Source organism: Achromobacter veterisilvae (assembly GCF_037619525.1).
In the GTDB taxonomy this organism is placed as follows: Bacteria; Pseudomonadota; Gammaproteobacteria; order Burkholderiales; family Burkholderiaceae_B; genus Achromobacter; species Achromobacter veterisilvae.
Genome location: NZ_CP148753.1, coordinates 2,348,349 through 2,365,838, shown reverse-complemented (window position 1 = coordinate 2,365,838; position 17,490 = coordinate 2,348,349). Strand labels below are relative to the sequence as shown.

The following is a 17,490-nucleotide window of genomic DNA, read 5'->3' as shown; positions in this document are numbered from 1 at the left end:
AGGTAAATCGTTGGCGCGCATTCCAGGCCGGCTTACGATGCCTGGCATATACCGGGCCTGGAGCCCGCAGGAATTCCGACATGCAACGCTTGATATCCCCAATCCTGACCCGCCGCCCGGCCTTGCTGGCCGGCCCGCGCAGCTCGCGCCGCTACGATGCCGTCGTGTCGCTGCAGGCCTATCGCGAAGCGCGCCTGCTGCGCGAATCCGCCCAACGCATCCTGGCCGTGTCCGCGCGCTACATGCTGCCGGGCGCCTGAACGCCCATCACCGGAAGCCGGCGGCGCGGAACATGCGTTCGTAGATCCCGCGCAGCGTCGCTTCCTTGCGCTTGTTGTACGCCATCACCTCCATCTCCGGGCAATCCGGGCCGAACACGTGCAGGTTCACCCGCGGCTCGTCCAGTTGCAGCAGGCGGTGCTGGTGCCAGGAAGGCTCGCGCAGCGCCAGGACGTAGCCGATCGCCTCCAGCGCCGGAATTCAGGCGTGGCCATGCGACGTTCCTCCTGCCTCGGGGCGCCGCCCCGTATCACGCCTCGTCCGGCACGCTCATGGCCTTGCGGATTTTCTCGGCCACTTCCACCAATTGCGGGCCGTAGACTTCCACCAGTTCGCGCTCGGGCAGCAGATAGGCCGCGCCGCCCAGGTTCAGGCCGTACAGGCTGCCGTCGGACAGCCGTATGGCGGTGCCGGCGCCGTGGATATAGCTTTGCCATTCGCCCAGCGACGTGCAGAAGCCGTAGCGGTCCATGTCGCGCATGGCCTTTTGCAGGCCGACCATGGCGGTCGCCCAGTCGGCGCCGAACTGGGGCTGCAGGACTTCCAGCAGGCGTTCGCGCTCGCCCTCTTCCATGCGGGCCAGGTAGGCGCGGCCCATGGCGCTGGTGATGATGGGAATGCGCGAGCCGTTGAACAGGCGCAGGCCGATCAGGCCCGAGCCTTCGCAGGTTTCGATGTACAGCATCATGCGCTTGTGCAGGATGCCCAGGCCGACGTTGCCGTTGGTGCGGTCGGCAAGTTCCTGCATGAGGGGCGCGGCCACCTTGCGTATGTTGCGGCGGGCCAGCGCGACCTGCCCCAGCGCCAGCGTGCTGCTGCCCAGTTCGTAGTTTTCCTGGCGAGGATTGAATTCCAGGTAGCCGAGGCGGCACAGGGTATAGGCCAGGCGCGAAACCGTGGCGGCCGGCATGCCGGTGCGCTCGGACAGTTCGCGGTTGCCCAGCGGGCCTTCGCGCGGCCGGAAAGCCTTGAGGATATCGAGGCCGCGCGCCAGGGCCACGACGAATTGCCGGTCGGAACTGTCTTTCAGGTCGTCGCGGGCGGCCGAGAGGCCGGCCGGGCTGGCTTCCATCGCCTTGCGGCGCCGGCCGTTCGCGGGCGCGGGGTGGGGGTCAGTCTTGCTCATGGGAGGGTCCGGATTCAGGCGTATGAGTCTAGCAGACGGGTCGGGCGCTTCCGCCTAGGCGCCGGGGCCGACGGCGGGGTTGCCTTGCCACTGGGAAATGGCCGCGTCGGACCAGCCCCAGCCGCGCAGGCATTGCTCGTAGCGGCTGTTGACGGGCTCGGGCGGACGGGGCGTGGCCGTGGGGGTGCCGCCGAAGCGCGGCGCCGGCGCGGGCTGGGCGACGCCGTCGATATCGATGAAGGTGCCGCGGGCGCGGTTGTGCGGGTGGGCGGGCGCATCGGCGATGGACAGGACGGGCGCGACGCAGGCGTCGGTGCCGTCGAAGACGGCGCACCATTGGGCCTGGGTACGGGTGGCGATGCGCGCCGCGATCTCCTCGCGCAAGGCATCCCAGCCGGCTTTCGCGTCGCCGTCCATGGAATCGCCGCCCATCCCCAGCTTGTCGAAGAAGACCCTGCGGAAGCGGGTCTCGATGGGCGCGATGGACAGGTACTTGCCGTCGGCGCAGCGGTACACGTCATAGTACGGCGCGCCCGAGTCCAGGACGTTGGTGCCGCGCTCGGGATTGAGCAGCCCGGCGGCGGCCATGCCGAAAAACGGCGTCATGAGCGAGGCGGCCCCGTCCACCATGGCCGCGTCGACCACCTGCCCCTTGCCGCCGCCGCGCGCCGCGAAGACCGCGGCCATGACTCCCAGGGCCAGGTACAGGGCGCCTCCGCCGAAATCGCCGACCAGGTTCAGGGGCGGCGTGGGCGGCTGCCCCCGGCGGCCGATGGCATTGAGCGCGCCGGTCATGGCGATGTAGTTGAGGTCGTGTCCGGCCATGGCGGCGTAGGGGCCGGTCTGCCCCCATCCGGTCATCCGGCCATAGACCAGCCTGGGGTTGCGCGCCAGGCAAGGTTCCGGCCCGAACCCCATGCGCTCCATCGTGCCGGGCCGGAAGCCCTCGAGCAGCGCGTCGGCGGAGTCGAGCAACTCCATGGCGAAGCGCGCGCCGTCGGGCGCTTTCAGATCGACGCTGATGCTGGGGCGATTGCGCAGCAGCAGGTTGTATTTAAGCGGGCGCTCCACCCCCAGGTCGGCCGCGGGCTGCCGCCGTTCCAGCCGTATGACGGTGGCGCCCAGGTCGGCCAGCAGCATGCCGCACATCGGAACCGGGCCGATGGCCGGAAACTCCACCACTTTCAGTCCAGCCAGGGGACCCATTGCTTTCTCCTTGTGCCACGTCATGTCATGCCCCCACCGTGGCGCTGCCGTTGTTCAGCACGACGGCGCCCCGTTCCAGCGCGCTGCTGCGGAACACCGCCGCGCCATGGTCGATCCAGATTTCCGTGCGCAGTGTTTCGCCAGGGTACACCGGCGCCGAAAAACGCACGTCCATGGATTGCAGCCGTTGCGGCTCATTCCCGCAGGCCGCGTCGAGCAGCGCGCGCCCGGCCATGCCGAAGGTGCACAGGCCGTGCAGGATCGGGGCCTGGAAACCCGCGTCCGCCGCCAATCGCGGGTCCACGTGCAGGGGGTTGTAGTCGCCCGACAGCCGATAAATGAAGGCGGCCTGCGGCAGGATGGCCTGGTCCCGCACGTAGTCGGGCGCGCGCCCGGGCATGGCCGTGTTCGGACGGGCCGGCGGCGGCGGCCCGCCGAAGCCGCCGTCGGCGCGCAGCATGGAGGTGACGAACAGGCTGCACAGTAGTTCATCCGTCGCCGCGTCGACGACGTCGCGCCGGCTATGCACCACCGCGCCCTTTTCCGGCCCGCGGTCGTACACCTCGGTGACCCGGGTGCGGCCGATCACGGTGCCGGAAGTAGGCAGGGGCCGGTACAGCGCCATGCCTTGCTCGCCATGCAGCATCTTGTGCCATTGCAGGCCGAGCGCGGGATCGCGCATCCACAGGCCGGCGTAGCCCAGCACCACCGCCATGGTGGGCAGCGCCCGCAGATCGCGTTCGTAGGCGAAGCGCAAGGTTTGCGGAGATTGCGGATCGTCGCCGACGCCCAGGCCCAGCGCGTACAGCATGGTGTCGCGCTCGGTATAGGTGTGCCGGACTTCGGGGATGGTCCAGTTCAGTAACTGTTCTCGGTCGATGGGCATCGCCAGGCTCCTGGTGGCCGCGCCTTATGGGCGCGACGGCGCTTCGAAGATGCCGACCACGCAGGCGGCTTCTTCAAGCCCGTAGAAGCCGCCGCCGTTCTCGGTCATGCCCAGGCGCGGATTGCCGGGAACCTGACGCTGCCCCGCTTCGCCGCGCAGTTGCGTCACGATCTCGTGCACCTGGATGGCCCCGGTGGCGCCTATCGGATGCCCCTTGGAAAGCAGGCCGCCCGATACGTTCAGCGGCAGGCGGCCGCCCAGGCGCGTCGCGCCGCTTTCGACCAGCGCGCCCCCGTCGCCGTAGTCGCAGAAGCCGCAGTTCTCGCTGTGCAGGATCTCCGCGATGGCCGACGCGTCATGCAGTTCGGCCAGCGAGATATCCTGCGGTCCAACGCCGGCCGCCTCGTAGGCGCGCCCGGCGGCGACCCGGGTGAGATGGCGGTCGACCTGTTCGGCGGTGCGCTGCGAGCCGCTGCTCGCGGCGATGCCGCGGATCCGCACCGCCCGGCGGGCGTCGACCCGCTTGAGCATTTTTTCGGATACGACCACCAGGGCGGCCGCCCCGTCGCTCATCGGCGCGCACATCGAGCGCGTCATCGGCCAGGCGACGAGTTTGTCGGCCAGCACTTCCTCCACGGTCATGGGCGTCCGGTACTGCGCCAGCGGGTTGAACTGCGAATGCCAGTGGTTCTTGGCGGCCACGGCGGCAATCTGGCGCTGCGTGGTGCCGAAGGTCTTCATGTGGAAGCGAGCCTGCGCGGCGTAGATGTCCATGAAGACCGAGCGCTCGCCCGTCTCGGCCAGCGCCTCGGGCGGAAGCTCCATGCCCGCGCCCATGGCCAGCAGCGCCTGCATGTGCTGCTCGGCCAGGTCGCGGTCCCAACTGCCCTTGAAGGCCTCGAACATCTGTTCGCGCTTTTCGGGGTAGTTCATTTTTTCGGCGCCCACCACCAGGGCGACGTCGTACAGCCCGGCCTTGACCGCGGCGTGGGCCTGCAGCAGGCCCGAGCTCGAACTCGCGCAGGCGTTGTCGGTATTGAAGATGGCGATGCCTTCGAAGCCGTAGGCGCGCAGCGAGCATTGCCCGCGCACGCCATGCTGGCCTTCCAGCGCGCCCTGGCGCGTATTGCAGAACCAGGCCGCCTCGACGGCCCCGCGTTCCAGCCCGGCATCCTGCAGGGCCTTGTCCACGGCCATGGCCGACAACTGCTTCACGCTCAGGCTCAGGTGCTTGGCCAGGGGCGTCATGCCTATGCCTACGATGTATGTCTCGCTCATATTTCTCTCTGTCTGTGTGGCTGGCGCGTCAGGCCAGCTTGACCGCGCCCTGCCGGCGCAGGGCTTCAATCTGTTCGTCGGCGTATCCGAGTTCGCCCAGGATCGCGCGCGTATGTTCGCCATGCGCGGGCGCCGGCCCCTTGGCCATGCTGCGCTGGCCGTTGAACTTGACCGGCTGCCCGACCGTGCGCATGGGACCGTGGCGCTCGCTGTCCACGTCGACCAGGATGCCGCTGGCCAGGGTGTGCGGATGGTTCAGGGCATCGGCGAAGGTGTTGATCTGCGCGCCCGGGATGCCGTTGTCCAGCAGCAGGCCCTGCCAATGCGCCGCGTCCTGCCCCGCCAGCACCTCGTTCAGTCGCTGCGCGACCAGGCCGCGGTGCTGCACGCGCTTGGCATTACTCTCGAAGCGCGGATCGTCGCGCATGTCTTCCAGGCCCAGCACGTCGCACAGGCGCCGCCACAGGGCTTCGCTGGCCACGCCGATCAGGATCTGTTTATCGCGCGCCTGGTAGGCCTCGTAGGGGCAAAGGGATTCGTGTGCGCAGCCGTAGCGCTGCGGTTCCGTTCCCCGCTCCCAGAAGCTCTGGAACATGTAGCCCAGGAACGCCATGCCGGTTTCGAACAGCGAGGCTTCGATGCGGCATCCTTCGCCGGTCTGGCCGCGCTGCATCAATGCGGCCAGGATGGCGCTGGTCGCCTGCATGCCGGTGCCCTGATCGACCGGCGAAAACGGCGCCCGCACCGGACCGCTGCCCTGCTCTCCCATGATCGAGCACATACCGACGAAGGCCTGCAGAATCATGTCGTAGCCCTTGCCGTGCGCCAGCGGGCCGCTGCGTCCGTAGCCGGAGATGCTGCAATACACCAGCCGCGGGTTGATGGCGGAAAGCGTTTCGAAGTCGATCTTCAGCCGTTCGGCCACGCCAGGGCCGAAACTCTCGACGACCACGTCGGCGCTTTCGACCAGCTTGTGCACCGCCGCCAGCGCGTCGGCGGATTTCAGGTCCAGCGCTATGCTGCGCTTGGCCCGGTTGGCATAGTGGAAGACCGCGCCTTCGCCGTTCCTGAAGGGCGGCCAGCCGCGGGTGTCGTCGCCGATGTCGGCGGCTTCCACCTTGATGGCTTCGGCGCCCAGGTCCTGCAGCGCCTGGGTGCAGATGGGGCCGGCCAGCACTTTGCTGAAGTCCAGAATGCGTATGCCCGCAAGAGGCTTGATGGACATGGTGTGCTTCCTCCTGGCGCGGTCAGTAGCGGCCGCCGGTGACGTGGACGACATCCCCCGTCAGGTAGCCGGCCGGCTCCGACGCCAGGAAAGCGACGACGCTGGCCACGTCGTTCACGTGGCCGATGCGGGGAATGGGCGTGGTCGCCTGGGCCGCCTCGCGGATCTTTTCGTAATGCGGGAGCCGCCGCACCGCCTCGGTATCGATGATGCCCGGCGCCACCGCATTGACCGTCACGTTGTGGCGGCCGTGTTCCAGGGCCATGGCGCGCGTAAACCCGATCAGGCCGGCCTTGGCGGCCGAGTAATTGGCCTGGCCGGCATTCCCCAGATGGGCGCGCGACGAGATATTGATGACGCGGCCCCATTTCTTCTCGGCGAAATGCCGCGCCGCTTCACGGGTGCACAGGAAGGCGCCCTTGAGAATGACGTCGACGACGCTATCCCAGTCCTCCAGGCCCATCCTGGTGATGCGCATATCGCGCGTGAACCCGGCATTGTTCACCAGGATGTCCACGCCGCCGAACTCGGCGCCCGCCCGCTCGAAGAGCTTGAGCACGGAGGCTTCGTCGGTGACGTCCACCTGGCAGGCATGGGCGCGGCCGCCCTCTCGCGCCAACGCGTCGGCCTGGGCCTGCGCGGCCTGGCCGTTGATGTCCGCGACGACGACCGTGGCGCCTTCGCGGGCCAGTTGTGCGCATATCGCGGCGCCGATGCCGCTGCCGCCGCCCGTGACGACGGCCACTTTCCCCTCCAATCCCAAATCCATCCATGTCTCCAATCTTGTGTTGCAGGACGGGACGGCGCTGCCGCGCCGCACCCTGGCAAGGGCTTTCGCCCCAACGGTCATAAATGCAGAAATGATTTCCGCAATATATCCGAACAACCTTCGTAGTGGCAACAAGGCCCGTTTAATTGACTTGCTCAACCAACAGACGCTCTCATCGGATCATTGCGAAAATCATTTTCGTAATGTACATTGACCCGACTTTCAACCCCATGGACAGGAGACGACGACCCATGCCAAGCACAGGCTTCGACCCCACCGCGCACCAAATGTGCGAACAACGCTATTTCGACGATTTCAAGGTGGGCGAGCGCTTCGTCCTGCCGTCGCGCACGATGACCGACGCCTTGTTCGCCGCATTCCAGCTAGCCAGCGGCGACAACCACCCGATCCACTACGACGTCGAGTACTGCCGCGCCAACGGCATGCCGCACATGCTGGCCCATGGCTTCCAGGTGGCGATCCAGACGGCCGCGGGCGCCGGGCTGTTCCCGCACATGACCGAAGCGTCGATGAAGGGCTTCATCGAGCAAAGCTCGCGCTTCGTGGGCCCGGTCTATGTGGGCGACACGCTGTACAGCTCGCTGGAAATCGTGGAACTCAAGCCCGGCCGGACCACGGGCACGGTCCGCATGGCGACCCGCGTGGTGAACCAGCGTGGCGAAACCGTAATGGAAGGGTCGCAGACCTACCTGCTGAGAAAGCGCCCAACCGAATAACGAACAACGCCCAAGCCGGCGTACAGGAAGGAGGGAGACAACATGAAGCAGTCGGCAATCCGCCTCATCATGGCCGCGAGCATCGCCGCGGCGCCGCTGGCCGCGCACGCGGCCCAGGACAACTATCCGCAAAAACCGATCACGCTGCAGCTCGGCTTCCCGCCGGGCCAGGCCACCGACACCGTGGCCCGCATGCTGGCCGAACGCGCCGCGGCCCGGCTGGGCCAGCCCGTGATCGTCGAAAACAAGCCCGGCCAGGGCGGCAGCGTGCTGCTGTCCTCGTTCGTGCGCCAGCCCCCGGACGGCTATACGCTGACGATCGCCGCGACCGGCGCCGCGGTCACCAATCACTTTCTGTACAAGACGGTGAACTACAAGACCCCGGACGACTTCACGCCGGTCGGCCTGGTGGCCGACCTGCCCCTCGTGCTGGTGGCCCGCCCGGGCATGCCGTTCAACGACGTGGCCGGCCTGGTCGCCTATGCCAAGCAGCATCCGGGCAAGCTGAACTACGCCAGCCCGGGCACGGGCACCTCGTCCAACCTGGCGATGGAAACGCTGAAGCAGCAGAACGGGCTGCGCATCGAGCACATCCCGTACCAGGGCAGCGCGCGCGCCATGACCGACCTGCTGGCCGGACAGGTCGACATCGCTTTCGACACCGTGCCGGCCGTGCAGGCCTTCGTCAGCTCCGGCAAACTCAAGGGGCTGGCCATCGGCTCGGAACAGCGCCTCAAACTGTTCCCGGAAGTGCCGACCATGAAGGAAAGCGGCTTTGGCAGCGTGCCGGCCCACGTCTGGATCGGTTTCCTCCTGCCCAAGGGCGCCTCGCCCGCGGTGGTCCAGAAGCTGAACGGCGTGTTCAACGCCGTACTGCAGGACAAGGAAGTGATCGAGAAGCTGGAGGGGCTGGGCGTGGTGGCGCATACGACCACGCCGGAAGGCTTCGAGGCCATGCTGCGCAAAGAGTTGCCGCGCTGGGGCGATATCGTCAAGCAGGCGGGCCTGGAACCTCAATAGGTCGCAGCACCAGGGGCCGGAGGCGGGCGCGGTCTTCCAGCAAGGCGTGCGCCCTGGCCGCATCGCGCAGCGGCAGTTCCTGGCTTTCCTGGATGTCCAAAGCGCCTTTCAGGCAAGCGTCGAAGTAGCGTTTGGCGGCCTCGCGCAATAGCTCGGGCGTGCGCACATGCTGGAAAACGCTGGGACGAGAAAGTGAATTGGATTTCGGAAACAGCATCGACACTTCGAAGGCGGGCACGGCGCCGGATGCCTGGCCGTAGTTCGCCAGGTGCCCGAAGGGTGCCAGGCATTGCAGCGAGCCGAAGAAGGTGTCTTTGCCGACCGCGTCATAGGCGACCTGGACGCCGGCGCCCCCGGTGATTTCGTGCACGCGCGCCACGAAGTCCTCCTCGCGGTAGCGCACCACCGAATGGCAGCCCGCGGCAAGCGCCAGGGGCACCTTTTCGGGGGAACCCACCGTGCCGATCACGTTGGCCCCCAGGTGCCGGGCCCACTGGCACAGGAGCGTGCCGACGCCGCCGGCCGCCGCGTGCACCAGCACCCAATCGCCCTTCTGGATGGGATAGACGCGCTGGACCAGCATCTGCGCGGTCAAGCCCTTGAGAAGCGACGACGCCGCCATGATGTCGGACATGCCGTCGGGCAGCGGCACCAGAAGATCCGCGCCGATGACGCGCCGTTCCGCATAGGCGCCGTACTGGCGGGTCACGTAGGCGACGCGATCGCCCGGCCTGAAATCCCGCACGTCCCGTCCGACGGCTTCGACGACGCCCGCCGCCTCGATACCGGGGATGCCCGGCAAGGCCAGCGTCTTGTACAGGCCGGACCGCACATAGGCGTCGTGAAAGTTCACGCCGATGGCGGTGTGGCGCAGCACCACTTCATGCGCTTGCGGCTCCGCGACGGCGACGGGTTCCCATTGGAGGACCTCAGGTCCCCCCGCGGCGCGCATGACGATGGCTGAAGTCATGGAATCTCCTCTTTCTCGGTGAATGGATTACAAGGTGCCGGGATACGCCCCGCCGTCGATCAACAGGTTCTGCGCGGTGAAGTAGGCGGCCTGCTGGCTGCAGAGAAAGGCGCAGGCCGCGCCGAACTCATCCGCCCGTCCGAAGCGCCGCGCGGGAATGGCGTCGAGGCGTTTGGCGGTATAGGCATCCAGCGCCATCTCGGCCTGCCCCGCGGCCGCGGCCAGATTGGACCTGAGCCGGTCCGTGTCGAACGTTCCGGGCAGCAGATTGTTGATGGTGACGCCGCTGCCCGCCACCTGGCGCGCCAGCCCCGCGACGAAACCCGTGAGACCGCTGCGGGCGCCGTTGGACAGGCCCAGATAGGGGCTGGGCGCTTTCACAGCCGTGCTGGTGATATTGCAGATCCGCCCCCAGCCTCTGGACATCATGCCATCCAGCGTCTCGCGCATCAGCGCGATCGGCGTAAGCATATTGGCATTCAGCGCCTGGTGCCAGATGGCGTCGTCCCAATCGCGGAAGTCCCCCGCCGGCGGCCCTCCCGCGTTCGTGACGAGGATGTCGAATTCGACTGCGCCGCCGCCGGGCAGCCTGGCGGCGGCGGCCAGCGCGCTCGCGCGCCCTTCCCCGGTCGTGATATCGGCGGCGACGGCCTCCACGGTTGCCGGTCCCAGCGATCTCAGTTGCTCGGCCGCGGCCCGCAGCGGCGCCTCGTTGCGCGCCACGATCACCAGATGCGCGCCCGCCTGCGCCAGCGCCTCGGCGCAGGCGTAACCCAGCCCCTTGCTCGCGGCGCATACCAGCGCCCGCTTTCCGGAAATACCCAGATCCATAGTCCTCTCCTCTTTGTCGGCCGACGTGACGTTCGGTTCAAATGCTACTGGATTAAGTATCTATCAAAATAAATTTTGCTGCTTGTGAAATTTAAATTTCATTATTATGATTCAACTCAAACGGGCGCTCTCTCCCGGGAGCGGTGTCCAAGGGGCGTATCCGCATACCGTCCGGGTCCCCGGGCATTCCCTTCCCTTCACGCAACCATCCGAGAAGCAATGAGCGCAACATCCACAGCCCACGCGTCGATATCGCGGTCCCGTACCGGCGGGCAGATTCTGGTCGATCAACTCCGCATCCATGGAATCGACCATGTCTTCTGCGTTCCCGGGGAAAGCTATCTCGCGGTGCTGGACGCATTGCACGATGCCGACATCAATGTGACGGTATGCCGCCAGGAAGGCGGGGCCATGATGATGGCCGAGGCGCACGGCAAGCTGACGGGGCGGCCCGCCGCCTGTTTCGTGACGCGCGGCCCGGGGGCCACGAACGCCACGCCCGGCATCCACATCGCGACGCATGACTCCACCCCCGTGCTGGTATTCGTCGGCCAGATCGAGCGCGGCGTGCGCGAGCGCGGCGCGCTTCAGGAACTGGATTACCGCGCCGCGTTCAGCCACTTCGCGAAGTGGGCCACCGAAATCGACGATGCCCGCCGCATACCGGAGATCGTATCGCGCGCGGTCCATACGGCCATGTCCGGCCGGCCCGGTCCGGTCCTGGTCGCGTTGCCCGAGGACATGCTCGTCGACCGCGTCGAATGCGCCGACGCGCAACCGGCCCAAGCGGTGCAAGCCAACCCCGGCGCCGAACAGATGGCCAGCGCGCTGGCGCTTCTGGCCCAGGCCAGACGGCCCCTGGTGGTGCTCGGCGGCACGCGCTGGAACGCCGAGGCCGTGAACCGCTTCGCGCAATGGGCCCGCGCATCGCGGCTGCCCGTGACGGTCTCGCTGCGCCGCCAGATGCTCTTCCCCACCGGCAACGAGTCCTTCGTCGGCGACCTCGGCTTCGGCCCGAACCCGGCGCTGGTGGAACAGGTCAAGCAGGCCGATCTCATTGTCTTGATCGGCAGCCGCATGTCCGAGACGCCCAGCCAGGGCTATACCCTGCTCGACATTCCGGTCCCCAGGCAGAAACTCATCCATGTCTTTCCCGATGCCGCCGAACTCGGCCGCGTCTACTCGCCCACGCTGGGCATCTGCGCGACCCCCTCGGCCTTCGTCCAGGCGCTCGGCTCCCAGCCGCTGCCCGCCTCGGAATCGCGGGCCGCATACGCCGCCGATCTGCGCGCCATCTATGAAAAATGGCGCAGCACCGATGACGTGGTGACGCCCGGCACGTTGCAGATGGCCAAGGTGATGGAGCATCTCAACGAGGTGCTTCCGCAAGACGCCATCGTATGCAACGGCGCGGGCAACTATGCCACCTGGATCCACCGCTTCTACCGCTACGGCGCCTTCGGCACGCAACTGGCGCCGACCTCGGGCTCGATGGGCTACGGCGTGCCCGCCGCCGTGGGCGCCAAGCGCGTCTTCCCGGACAAGACCGTGGTCGCGTTCGCCGGAGACGGTTGTTTCCTGATGAACGGCCAGGAATTCGCGACGGCCGTGCAGTACCAATTGCCCATCATCGTCATCGTGGTGGATAACGGCATGTACGGCACGATACGCATGCATCAAGAGCGGGAGTATCCGGGCCGAGTCAGCGCCACGGCGCTGCGCAACCCCGACTTCGCCGCCTACGCCCGCGCCTTCGGCGGCCACGGCGAGCGCGTCGAGAAGACGGAGGATTTCGCGCCCGCCTTCGAACGCGCGCGGGCATCGGGCCTGCCGGCGATTCTGCATTGCGTGATCGATCCGGAGGCCATCAGTCCCGCCTTCACGCTCTCGCAAGTGCGCGAGTCCGCCCTGGCCGCCGGCCGCGGCCGCGCCTGACCCACCGCCCGGAGGACGCCATCGTGGACACAGCAAAAACCGTGCATCGCAACCTGATCGGAGGCGAATGGTGCGAACCGGCCGACGCCATCCGGAATATCAATCCGTCTGACACCCGGGAAACCGTGGGGCTGTATGCACGCGGCGACGCGGCCGACGCGCAGCGCGCGGTAGAGGCGGCGCGCGCCGCATTTCCCGCATGGGCCGACAGCTCGCCGCAATTGCGGCACGACATCCTCGCGCGGGCGGCGCAGGAACTGCTGGCGCGCAAGGAGGAACTGGGGCGCCTGCTTTCCAGCGAAGAGGGCAAGACGCTGCCCGAAGGCATCGGCGAAGTGGCACGCGCGGCGAACGTATTGGCCTTCATGGCCGGAGAGGCGCTGCGCATCCGCGGCGACCGCCTTCCCGGCCTGCAACCCGGAAGCGACGCCGAAGTCACCCGCGAACCCCTGGGCGTGGTGGGCGTGATCGCTCCGTGGAATTTTCCGATCGCCATCCCCGCCTGGAAGATCGCGCCGGCGCTGGCCTACGGCAACACCGTGGTGTTCAAGCCGGCGGAGCTGGTGCCCGCCTCGGCCTGGGCGCTGGTGGATATCCTGCATCGCGCGGGATTGCCGGATGGCGTGCTCAATCTGGTGATGGGTTCGGGCAGCCAGATCGGCGGCGTGCTGTGTTCGCATCCCCAGGTCGACGCGATCAGCTTCACCGGCTCGGTCCCGACCGGCCGCCGCATCGCCGCCGACTGCGTGGGCGGCCCGCGCATGAAGCGCATGCAACTCGAGATGGGCGGCAAGAATCCGCTGATCGTCCTGGATGACGCGGATCTCGATGTCGCGGTGGAGTGCGCCGTGCAGGGCGCGTTCTTCAGCACCGGCCAACGGTGCACGGCCTCGTCCCGTTTCATCGTGACCGACGGCATACACGACCGCTTCGTGCGGGCGGTGGTCCAGCGGCTCGAGGCGGTAAGCGTCGGCCACGCCTTGCGGGCGGACACGCATATCGGTCCGGTCGTTGACCGAAAGCAGCTCGACACCGATCTGTCATACATCGACATCGGCAAGCAGGAAGGCGCCCGCCTGGCCTGGGGCGGCGAGGTCCTGGAACGGGACACGCCGGGGTTCTACCTGCAGCCCGCCCTGTTCGTCGACGTCGGCCCGTCCATGCGGATCGCGCGGGAAGAGATCTTCGGGCCGGTCGCGTCGGTCACGCGGGCGCGCGATTTCGACGAGGCGCTGCATATCGCCAACGACACGGAGTTCGGGCTTGCCGCCGGCATCTGCACGACCAGCCTGCGCCACGCGTCCCGGTTCAAGCGGCAGGCGCAGGCCGGCATCGTCAAGGTGAATCAGGCGACCAGCGGCCTGGACTACCACCTGCCGTTCGGCGGATCCAAGGCTTCCTCCTACGGGCCGCGCGAACAAGGCCAGTACGCGGTGGACTTCTATACCGTCGTCAAGACGGCGTACACGTCCGCGTGACGCCGACGCCGCGAGGAGCGGTTCCCATCCCCTGAAGGAGACAAAAAGATGAAAAAACTGATCACCCGCCTTTTTCTGTTCCCCGCGGTCGTGTTGGCGGCTTCAGCGCATGGCGCGGATTATCCGCAGCGCGCCATCCGCATCATCGTCCCGTTCGCCGCCGGCGGCATAACCGACGTGATGGGGCGCACGATCGCCAACCATCTCAGCACCGAACTGGGGCAGCCCGTCATCGTGGACAACAAGCCCGGCGCCAGCGGCATGATAGGTTGCGAGGCGGCCGCCAAGGCCGCGCCCGACGGCTATACCCTGTTGATGGCGGGCATCGCCCCCCTGGGAACGAACCCCGTGATGTATCGGCAGATCCGGTACGACCCGGTCAAGAGCTACGAACACATCGGGCTGGTGGCCAAGCAGCCGCTGGTCGTGGCGCTGAGCACCGCGGTGCCGGCGAACAACATCCGGGAACTCGCCGCCTATCTGAAACAGCGCCCGCCAGGAGACATGTTCTATGGCACCTCCGGCAGTTCCTACCAACTGATCACCGAAGCCTTCAACGCGCAGTTGGGCGTGAAGATGACCCATGTTCCCTTCAAGGGCACGAGCCCGGCCATCGAGGCGATGCTGGGCGGGCAGATCGGCTTCATGATCGACCCCTATTCCACCATGGGCCCGCTGGTCAAGGCCGGAAAAGTGAAGGCGCTGGCCTTGACCGCGGACAAGCGTTCCGATGCCGCGCCGCAATTGCCGACGGTGATCGAGGAAGGGGTGCCGGGATTCGAGGCCTCGTCGTGGCAGGGCCTGCTCGCTCCGGCGGGAACGCCCAAGGACATCGTCCAGAAACTGAACGCCGCCCTGGTGAAGATTCTTGCGTCCGATGAGATCAAGCAGAATTTCTCGGCGTCGGGCGTGCAGCCCTCGCCTTCCACCCCCGAGGAATTCCGCCGCTTCATCGTTGCCGAGAACCAGCGCTGGAAGAGCGTCGCCGCCGCCGCCGGCATCCAGCCCCAGGATTGACCGCGCGATCGTGGAGTCCGGCCGGCTTCAGCGGCCGGACAGTTGCGCGATCTGCTGCAGGGCGGGCACCTGGAGCGGCATCAAGCGGGTGCAGGCCAGTAGTTCCTTGGCGACGAAAGCGACGGTCTCGTCGTCGAAGCTTTCGGAATAGGCCGTGATCGCCAGGCAGCCGAGCGCGGTCTTGTCCCAGGAATGGAAATTGGCGGCCACGGCGCTCAGGCCATCGTAGTACTCGTCGCGCACCAGCACATAGCCGTTCTCGGCGGCCCGTTTCAGGTCCGCGTCCAGCTCGGCCTTGGTGGTCAGGGTTTTATTGGTGCGCGCCACATACGGAGGCTTGCCCAGCAAGGCCTCGCGCCTGGCCGGGTCGGAGGCGAGCAGCAGGGCCTTGCCCGGACCCGACGCATGCAGCGGGCCATGCAGCCAGGTCGTGTAGTACGGGTTGAGCGAAGTGCCCGCCTGCATGACGTCCACGACCACGCGCTCGCCGCCTATGTAGGCCACCAGGACCACCGATTGGCCCACCTTGTTTGCCAGGCCGCGCACCAGCGGATCGGCCTGGCGGCGCAACTCTTCAAGCGGATGCTTCAGTGCCAGCGGACGCAGGGTGGACGGCGAAGCCAGATAGTATTTGCCATCGCCGATGCGGATGACGCGCTTGGCGTCTTCCAGCGTTCTCAGCAGGCGCAGCGTGGTGCTGAGATCCAGCTTGACGTCGGCGGCCAGTTCCGCGAGCGTCATCGGATGGCTTGCCGCGATCAGCGTATCCAGCAGGGCCAGGCCGCGCAGCAGGGTGCCGGCCAGCGGCCCGCTGCCCTTGGCGCTATCGGTGTCCGTCTCGGCGACGGCGGAGGGTGCAGGATTTTTGCGTGGTCTTGGCATAGTCTGGATCAGAGTTTAGCGTACTTGCGCAGGGCTTCCGTGAACGAAAGTCCCGCGCGGATTTCCTCGCTGGCCTTCCTGTCCTGCTGCTCCAGTTCGCCGGCGAGCCGCGCGACTTCCTCGGCGCGATCGCGCGGCACCACCACCAGGCCGCTGGCGTCCCCGACGATGATATCGCCGGGATGCACGGGCATGCCGTCGATCTTGACGGTGGTGTTGATCTCGATGACCTTCACCCGTGTCTTGCCCGACAGCGGCACGACGTGGCGCGAGAAAACGGCAAAGCCCTGCTCGATGATCTCGTCGGCGTCGCGCACGCCTCCGTCCACCACCAGCCCGGCGACGCCGTTCTGCACGGCGGCCACCGAGGCCACGCCGCCCCAGGTGGACACTTGCTGGCCGCCGTTGTCGATCACGACGACATCCAGGGGCTGGCACATGTCGATGACCGCGCCCAGTCCGAACTCGGATGGCTTGTAGGCGTTCTTTGCGCCGGTCACCTCCTTGACGGTGAGCGCGGCGCCGACGAATCGCATTCCCGGCGCGACGGGCCTGAGGTTCAGGCCGATGCTGCCGATGCCGAGATCGTCGAGCACGTTTCCGATGGTGCTGGTGGCGAGCCCCTTGAATGCGTCGATCAGCGCGGGGGAGGTGTCGGGGCGGGTTCCTTGGTGGATAGGCACTTGCGTTCTTCTCCGAATTGAATGATGATGCACGAAAAATACAATAAAGAAATAAAACTTTCAATGAATGAATAATTAATTTCGTTCAATGATGTGACTTTGTTTATGCGGTCGAGTAGCAGAGCTAGGCGACGATGGCTCTGCCTATCTGGACCGCCAAGGTTCAAATACAAGGAGACTGAATACATGCGTGACTCTCGACGTACCGTGCTCAAGCAGCTTTCCGCCGCGGCACTGATGGGGGCTTTTGCTCCGCGGGCGTTTGCAACCAGCGATTGGCCGCGCAGGCCGATCAGGGTCATCGTGCCCTTCACCCCAGGAGGCTCGACCGACATCGCGGCGCGGCTGGCGGCCGAAGGCATGGGCCGCTCGCTGGGGCAGACCTTCGTGGTGGAGAACCGTCCGGGCGCGGGCGGGAACCTGGGGCTGGAGGCCCTGGCCAGGTCGGACAACGACGGCTACACGATCGGCATTCTCACCACGGCGCATCCGATCAATAGCTGGCTGTACAAAAAGCCCGGCTACGACCTCAAGACCAGCTTCTCGCCCATCGGCTTCCTCCAGGAAGGCCCCATCATGCTGGTGGTGCACCCCAGCCTGCCGGTCAATACGCTGCCGGAGTTCATCGCGTACGCGAAGGCCCGTCCGGGCCGGCTGAACTTCGCCACGTCGGGAACCGGAAACTCCACCCACATGGCGGGCGAACTGTTCTGCAACCGCGCGCAAGTGCAGATGACCCACGTGCCCTACAAGGGCAGCGCCCCCGCGATCACGGATACCATCGCCGGCGTGTGCGAACTCAGCTTCGATACGATGATCTCCGCGCTTCCGCACGTCAAGGCGGGCAAGCTCAAGGCCATTGCGGTCACGACGGCCCAGCGCTCCCCCATGACGCCGGACGTGCCCTCCATCGCCGAGACCATTCCGGGCTTCGACGTCTCGGCATGGAATGGCATGGTGGCGCCGGCCGGCACCCCGAAGGAAGTCATAGACAAGCTGCATCAGGCGATGGCGGTGGCGCTGGCCGCGCCCGGCGTGGTCCAGCGCTTCGCGGAAATGGGCGTGACGCCCCGCGCCATGCAGCCTGAAGAGTTCCAGCGCTTTATCCTTCAGGAAGCGGATATGTGGGGCAAGACGGTGCGGGCCGCGAACATCACGATCGATTAAG

General features: G+C 66.9%; 18 protein-coding genes. 7 read left to right on the top strand and 11 right to left on the bottom strand.

All coding sequences use genetic code 11. The features are described from left to right. The first annotated feature begins 80 nt into the window (after positions 1-80). Complete coding sequence (locus WHX56_RS10935) at positions 81-260, top strand: hypothetical protein (protein WP_043543579.1); 180 nt, start codon at positions 81-83, stop codon at positions 258-260. A gap of 7 nt (positions 261-267) precedes the next feature. Here WHX56_RS10935 and WHX56_RS10930 read toward each other — a convergent pair whose 3' ends face one another. From WHX56_RS10930 to fabG, 7 genes are all read right to left on the bottom strand, one after another. After that, positions 268-390: a hypothetical protein gene (locus WHX56_RS10930; protein ID WP_338881202.1), complete on the bottom strand. Its 123-nt coding sequence runs from the start codon at positions 388-390 to the stop codon at positions 268-270. Between the two features lie 139 nt (positions 391-529). After that, positions 530-1,405 (bottom strand): IclR family transcriptional regulator, encoded by an 876-nt coding sequence (locus tag WHX56_RS10925; protein WP_129239618.1) that lies wholly within the window; start codon positions 1,403-1,405, stop codon positions 530-532. Positions 1,406-1,459: 54 nt separating this feature from the next. Further along, the gene (locus WHX56_RS10920; RefSeq protein WP_338881201.1) at positions 1,460-2,611 is read right to left on the bottom strand and encodes a CaiB/BaiF CoA-transferase family protein; all 1,152 of its coding nucleotides are present in this window, start codon (positions 2,609-2,611) and stop codon (positions 1,460-1,462) included. A 25-nt stretch (positions 2,612-2,636) separates the two neighbouring features. Continuing rightward, a complete protein-coding gene (locus WHX56_RS10915) occupies positions 2,637-3,497 on the bottom strand; it encodes a MaoC/PaaZ C-terminal domain-containing protein (protein ID WP_338881200.1) in 861 nt (286 codons plus the stop codon). Positions 3,498-3,521: 24 nt separating this feature from the next. Continuing rightward, a complete protein-coding gene (locus tag WHX56_RS10910; RefSeq protein WP_338881199.1) occupies positions 3,522-4,775 on the bottom strand; it encodes a thiolase family protein in 1,254 nt (417 codons plus the stop codon). 28 nt (positions 4,776-4,803) lie between these two features. Then, complete coding sequence (locus WHX56_RS10905) at positions 4,804-6,000, bottom strand: CaiB/BaiF CoA transferase family protein (RefSeq protein ID WP_287755947.1); 1,197 nt, start codon at positions 5,998-6,000, stop codon at positions 4,804-4,806. Positions 6,001-6,022: 22 nt separating this feature from the next. Beyond that, positions 6,023-6,769, bottom strand: a complete 747-nt coding sequence (gene fabG, locus WHX56_RS10900; protein WP_338881198.1) for a 3-oxoacyl-ACP reductase FabG — start codon at positions 6,767-6,769, stop codon at positions 6,023-6,025. Positions 6,770-7,020: 251 nt separating this feature from the next. Here fabG and WHX56_RS10895 point away from each other — a divergent pair, with 251 nt between their 5' ends. Together WHX56_RS10895 and WHX56_RS10890 are read left to right on the top strand one after the other, a co-directional pair. After that, entirely contained in the window at positions 7,021-7,506 is a 486-nt protein-coding gene (locus tag WHX56_RS10895; RefSeq protein ID WP_129239624.1) for a MaoC family dehydratase, read from the top strand. A gap of 42 nt (positions 7,507-7,548) precedes the next feature. Further along, on the top strand, positions 7,549-8,526 hold the full coding sequence (locus tag WHX56_RS10890) for a Bug family tripartite tricarboxylate transporter substrate binding protein (protein ID WP_129239625.1): 978 nt from the start codon (positions 7,549-7,551) through the stop codon (positions 8,524-8,526). Here WHX56_RS10890 and WHX56_RS10885 read toward each other — a convergent pair. Beyond that, positions 8,498-9,496, bottom strand: coding sequence for a quinone oxidoreductase (locus tag WHX56_RS10885; protein ID WP_338881197.1), 999 nt, complete (start codon positions 9,494-9,496; stop codon positions 8,498-8,500). The two genes, WHX56_RS10890 and WHX56_RS10885, sit on opposite strands and share 29 nt — an antisense overlap. A 27-nt stretch (positions 9,497-9,523) precedes the next feature. Further along, complete coding sequence (locus WHX56_RS10880) at positions 9,524-10,327, bottom strand: SDR family oxidoreductase (protein WP_338881196.1); 804 nt, start codon at positions 10,325-10,327, stop codon at positions 9,524-9,526. A gap of 219 nt (positions 10,328-10,546) precedes the next feature. On the opposite strand from WHX56_RS10880, the gene WHX56_RS10875 reads away from it, so the two are divergent. Genes WHX56_RS10875 through WHX56_RS10865 form a run of 3 tightly spaced genes read left to right on the top strand, consistent with a single transcriptional unit; the run spans position 10,547 to position 14,757 of the window. After that, positions 10,547-12,262 (top strand): thiamine pyrophosphate-binding protein, encoded by a 1,716-nt coding sequence (locus WHX56_RS10875; RefSeq protein WP_287755942.1) that lies wholly within the window; start codon positions 10,547-10,549, stop codon positions 12,260-12,262. Between the two features lie 41 nt (positions 12,263-12,303). Next, on the top strand, positions 12,304-13,740 hold the full coding sequence (locus WHX56_RS10870) for an aldehyde dehydrogenase family protein (protein ID WP_338881764.1): 1,437 nt from the start codon (positions 12,304-12,306) through the stop codon (positions 13,738-13,740). Positions 13,741-13,788: 48 nt separating this feature from the next. Continuing rightward, positions 13,789-14,757: a tripartite tricarboxylate transporter substrate binding protein gene (locus tag WHX56_RS10865; protein WP_338881195.1), complete on the top strand. Its 969-nt coding sequence runs from the start codon at positions 13,789-13,791 to the stop codon at positions 14,755-14,757. Positions 14,758-14,784: 27 nt separating this feature from the next. Here WHX56_RS10865 and WHX56_RS10860 read toward each other — a convergent pair whose 3' ends face one another. After that, positions 14,785-15,639: an IclR family transcriptional regulator gene (locus WHX56_RS10860; protein WP_129239631.1), complete on the bottom strand. Its 855-nt coding sequence runs from the start codon at positions 15,637-15,639 to the stop codon at positions 14,785-14,787. Between the two features lie 8 nt (positions 15,640-15,647). Beyond that, the gene (locus tag WHX56_RS10855; RefSeq protein ID WP_338881194.1) at positions 15,648-16,322 is read right to left on the bottom strand and encodes an RraA family protein; all 675 of its coding nucleotides are present in this window, start codon (positions 16,320-16,322) and stop codon (positions 15,648-15,650) included. Between the two features lie 186 nt (positions 16,323-16,508). Here WHX56_RS10855 and WHX56_RS10850 point away from each other — a divergent pair, with 186 nt between their 5' ends. Continuing rightward, positions 16,509-17,489 (top strand): Bug family tripartite tricarboxylate transporter substrate binding protein, encoded by a 981-nt coding sequence (locus WHX56_RS10850; RefSeq protein WP_129239633.1) that lies wholly within the window; start codon positions 16,509-16,511, stop codon positions 17,487-17,489. Position 17,490 lies beyond the last annotated feature (1 nt).

Coding starts and splice junctions, on each gene's coding strand:
- WHX56_RS10885 (WP_338881197.1), bottom strand. CDS start 9,496: ATGACTTCAGCCATCGTCATGCGCGCCGCGGGGGGACCTGAGGTCCTC.
- WHX56_RS10910 (WP_338881199.1), bottom strand. CDS start 4,775: ATGAGCGAGACATACATCGTAGGCATAGGCATGACGCCCCTGGCCAAG.
- WHX56_RS10850 (WP_129239633.1), top strand. CDS start 16,509: ATGCGTGACTCTCGACGTACCGTGCTCAAGCAGCTTTCCGCCGCGGCA.
- WHX56_RS10880 (WP_338881196.1), bottom strand. CDS start 10,327: ATGGATCTGGGTATTTCCGGAAAGCGGGCGCTGGTATGCGCCGCGAGC.
- WHX56_RS10915 (WP_338881200.1), bottom strand. CDS start 3,497: ATGCCCATCGACCGAGAACAGTTACTGAACTGGACCATCCCCGAAGTC.
- WHX56_RS10920 (WP_338881201.1), bottom strand. CDS start 2,611: ATGGGTCCCCTGGCTGGACTGAAAGTGGTGGAGTTTCCGGCCATCGGC.
- WHX56_RS10935 (WP_043543579.1), top strand. CDS start 81: ATGCAACGCTTGATATCCCCAATCCTGACCCGCCGCCCGGCCTTGCTG.
- fabG (WP_338881198.1), bottom strand. CDS start 6,769: ATGGATTTGGGATTGGAGGGGAAAGTGGCCGTCGTCACGGGCGGCGGC.
- WHX56_RS10865 (WP_338881195.1), top strand. CDS start 13,789: ATGAAAAAACTGATCACCCGCCTTTTTCTGTTCCCCGCGGTCGTGTTG.
- WHX56_RS10925 (WP_129239618.1), bottom strand. CDS start 1,405: ATGAGCAAGACTGACCCCCACCCCGCGCCCGCGAACGGCCGGCGCCGC.
- WHX56_RS10890 (WP_129239625.1), top strand. CDS start 7,549: ATGAAGCAGTCGGCAATCCGCCTCATCATGGCCGCGAGCATCGCCGCG.
- WHX56_RS10895 (WP_129239624.1), top strand. CDS start 7,021: ATGCCAAGCACAGGCTTCGACCCCACCGCGCACCAAATGTGCGAACAA.
- WHX56_RS10860 (WP_129239631.1), bottom strand. CDS start 15,639: ATGCCAAGACCACGCAAAAATCCTGCACCCTCCGCCGTCGCCGAGACG.
- WHX56_RS10875 (WP_287755942.1), top strand. CDS start 10,547: ATGAGCGCAACATCCACAGCCCACGCGTCGATATCGCGGTCCCGTACC.
- WHX56_RS10905 (WP_287755947.1), bottom strand. CDS start 6,000: ATGTCCATCAAGCCTCTTGCGGGCATACGCATTCTGGACTTCAGCAAA.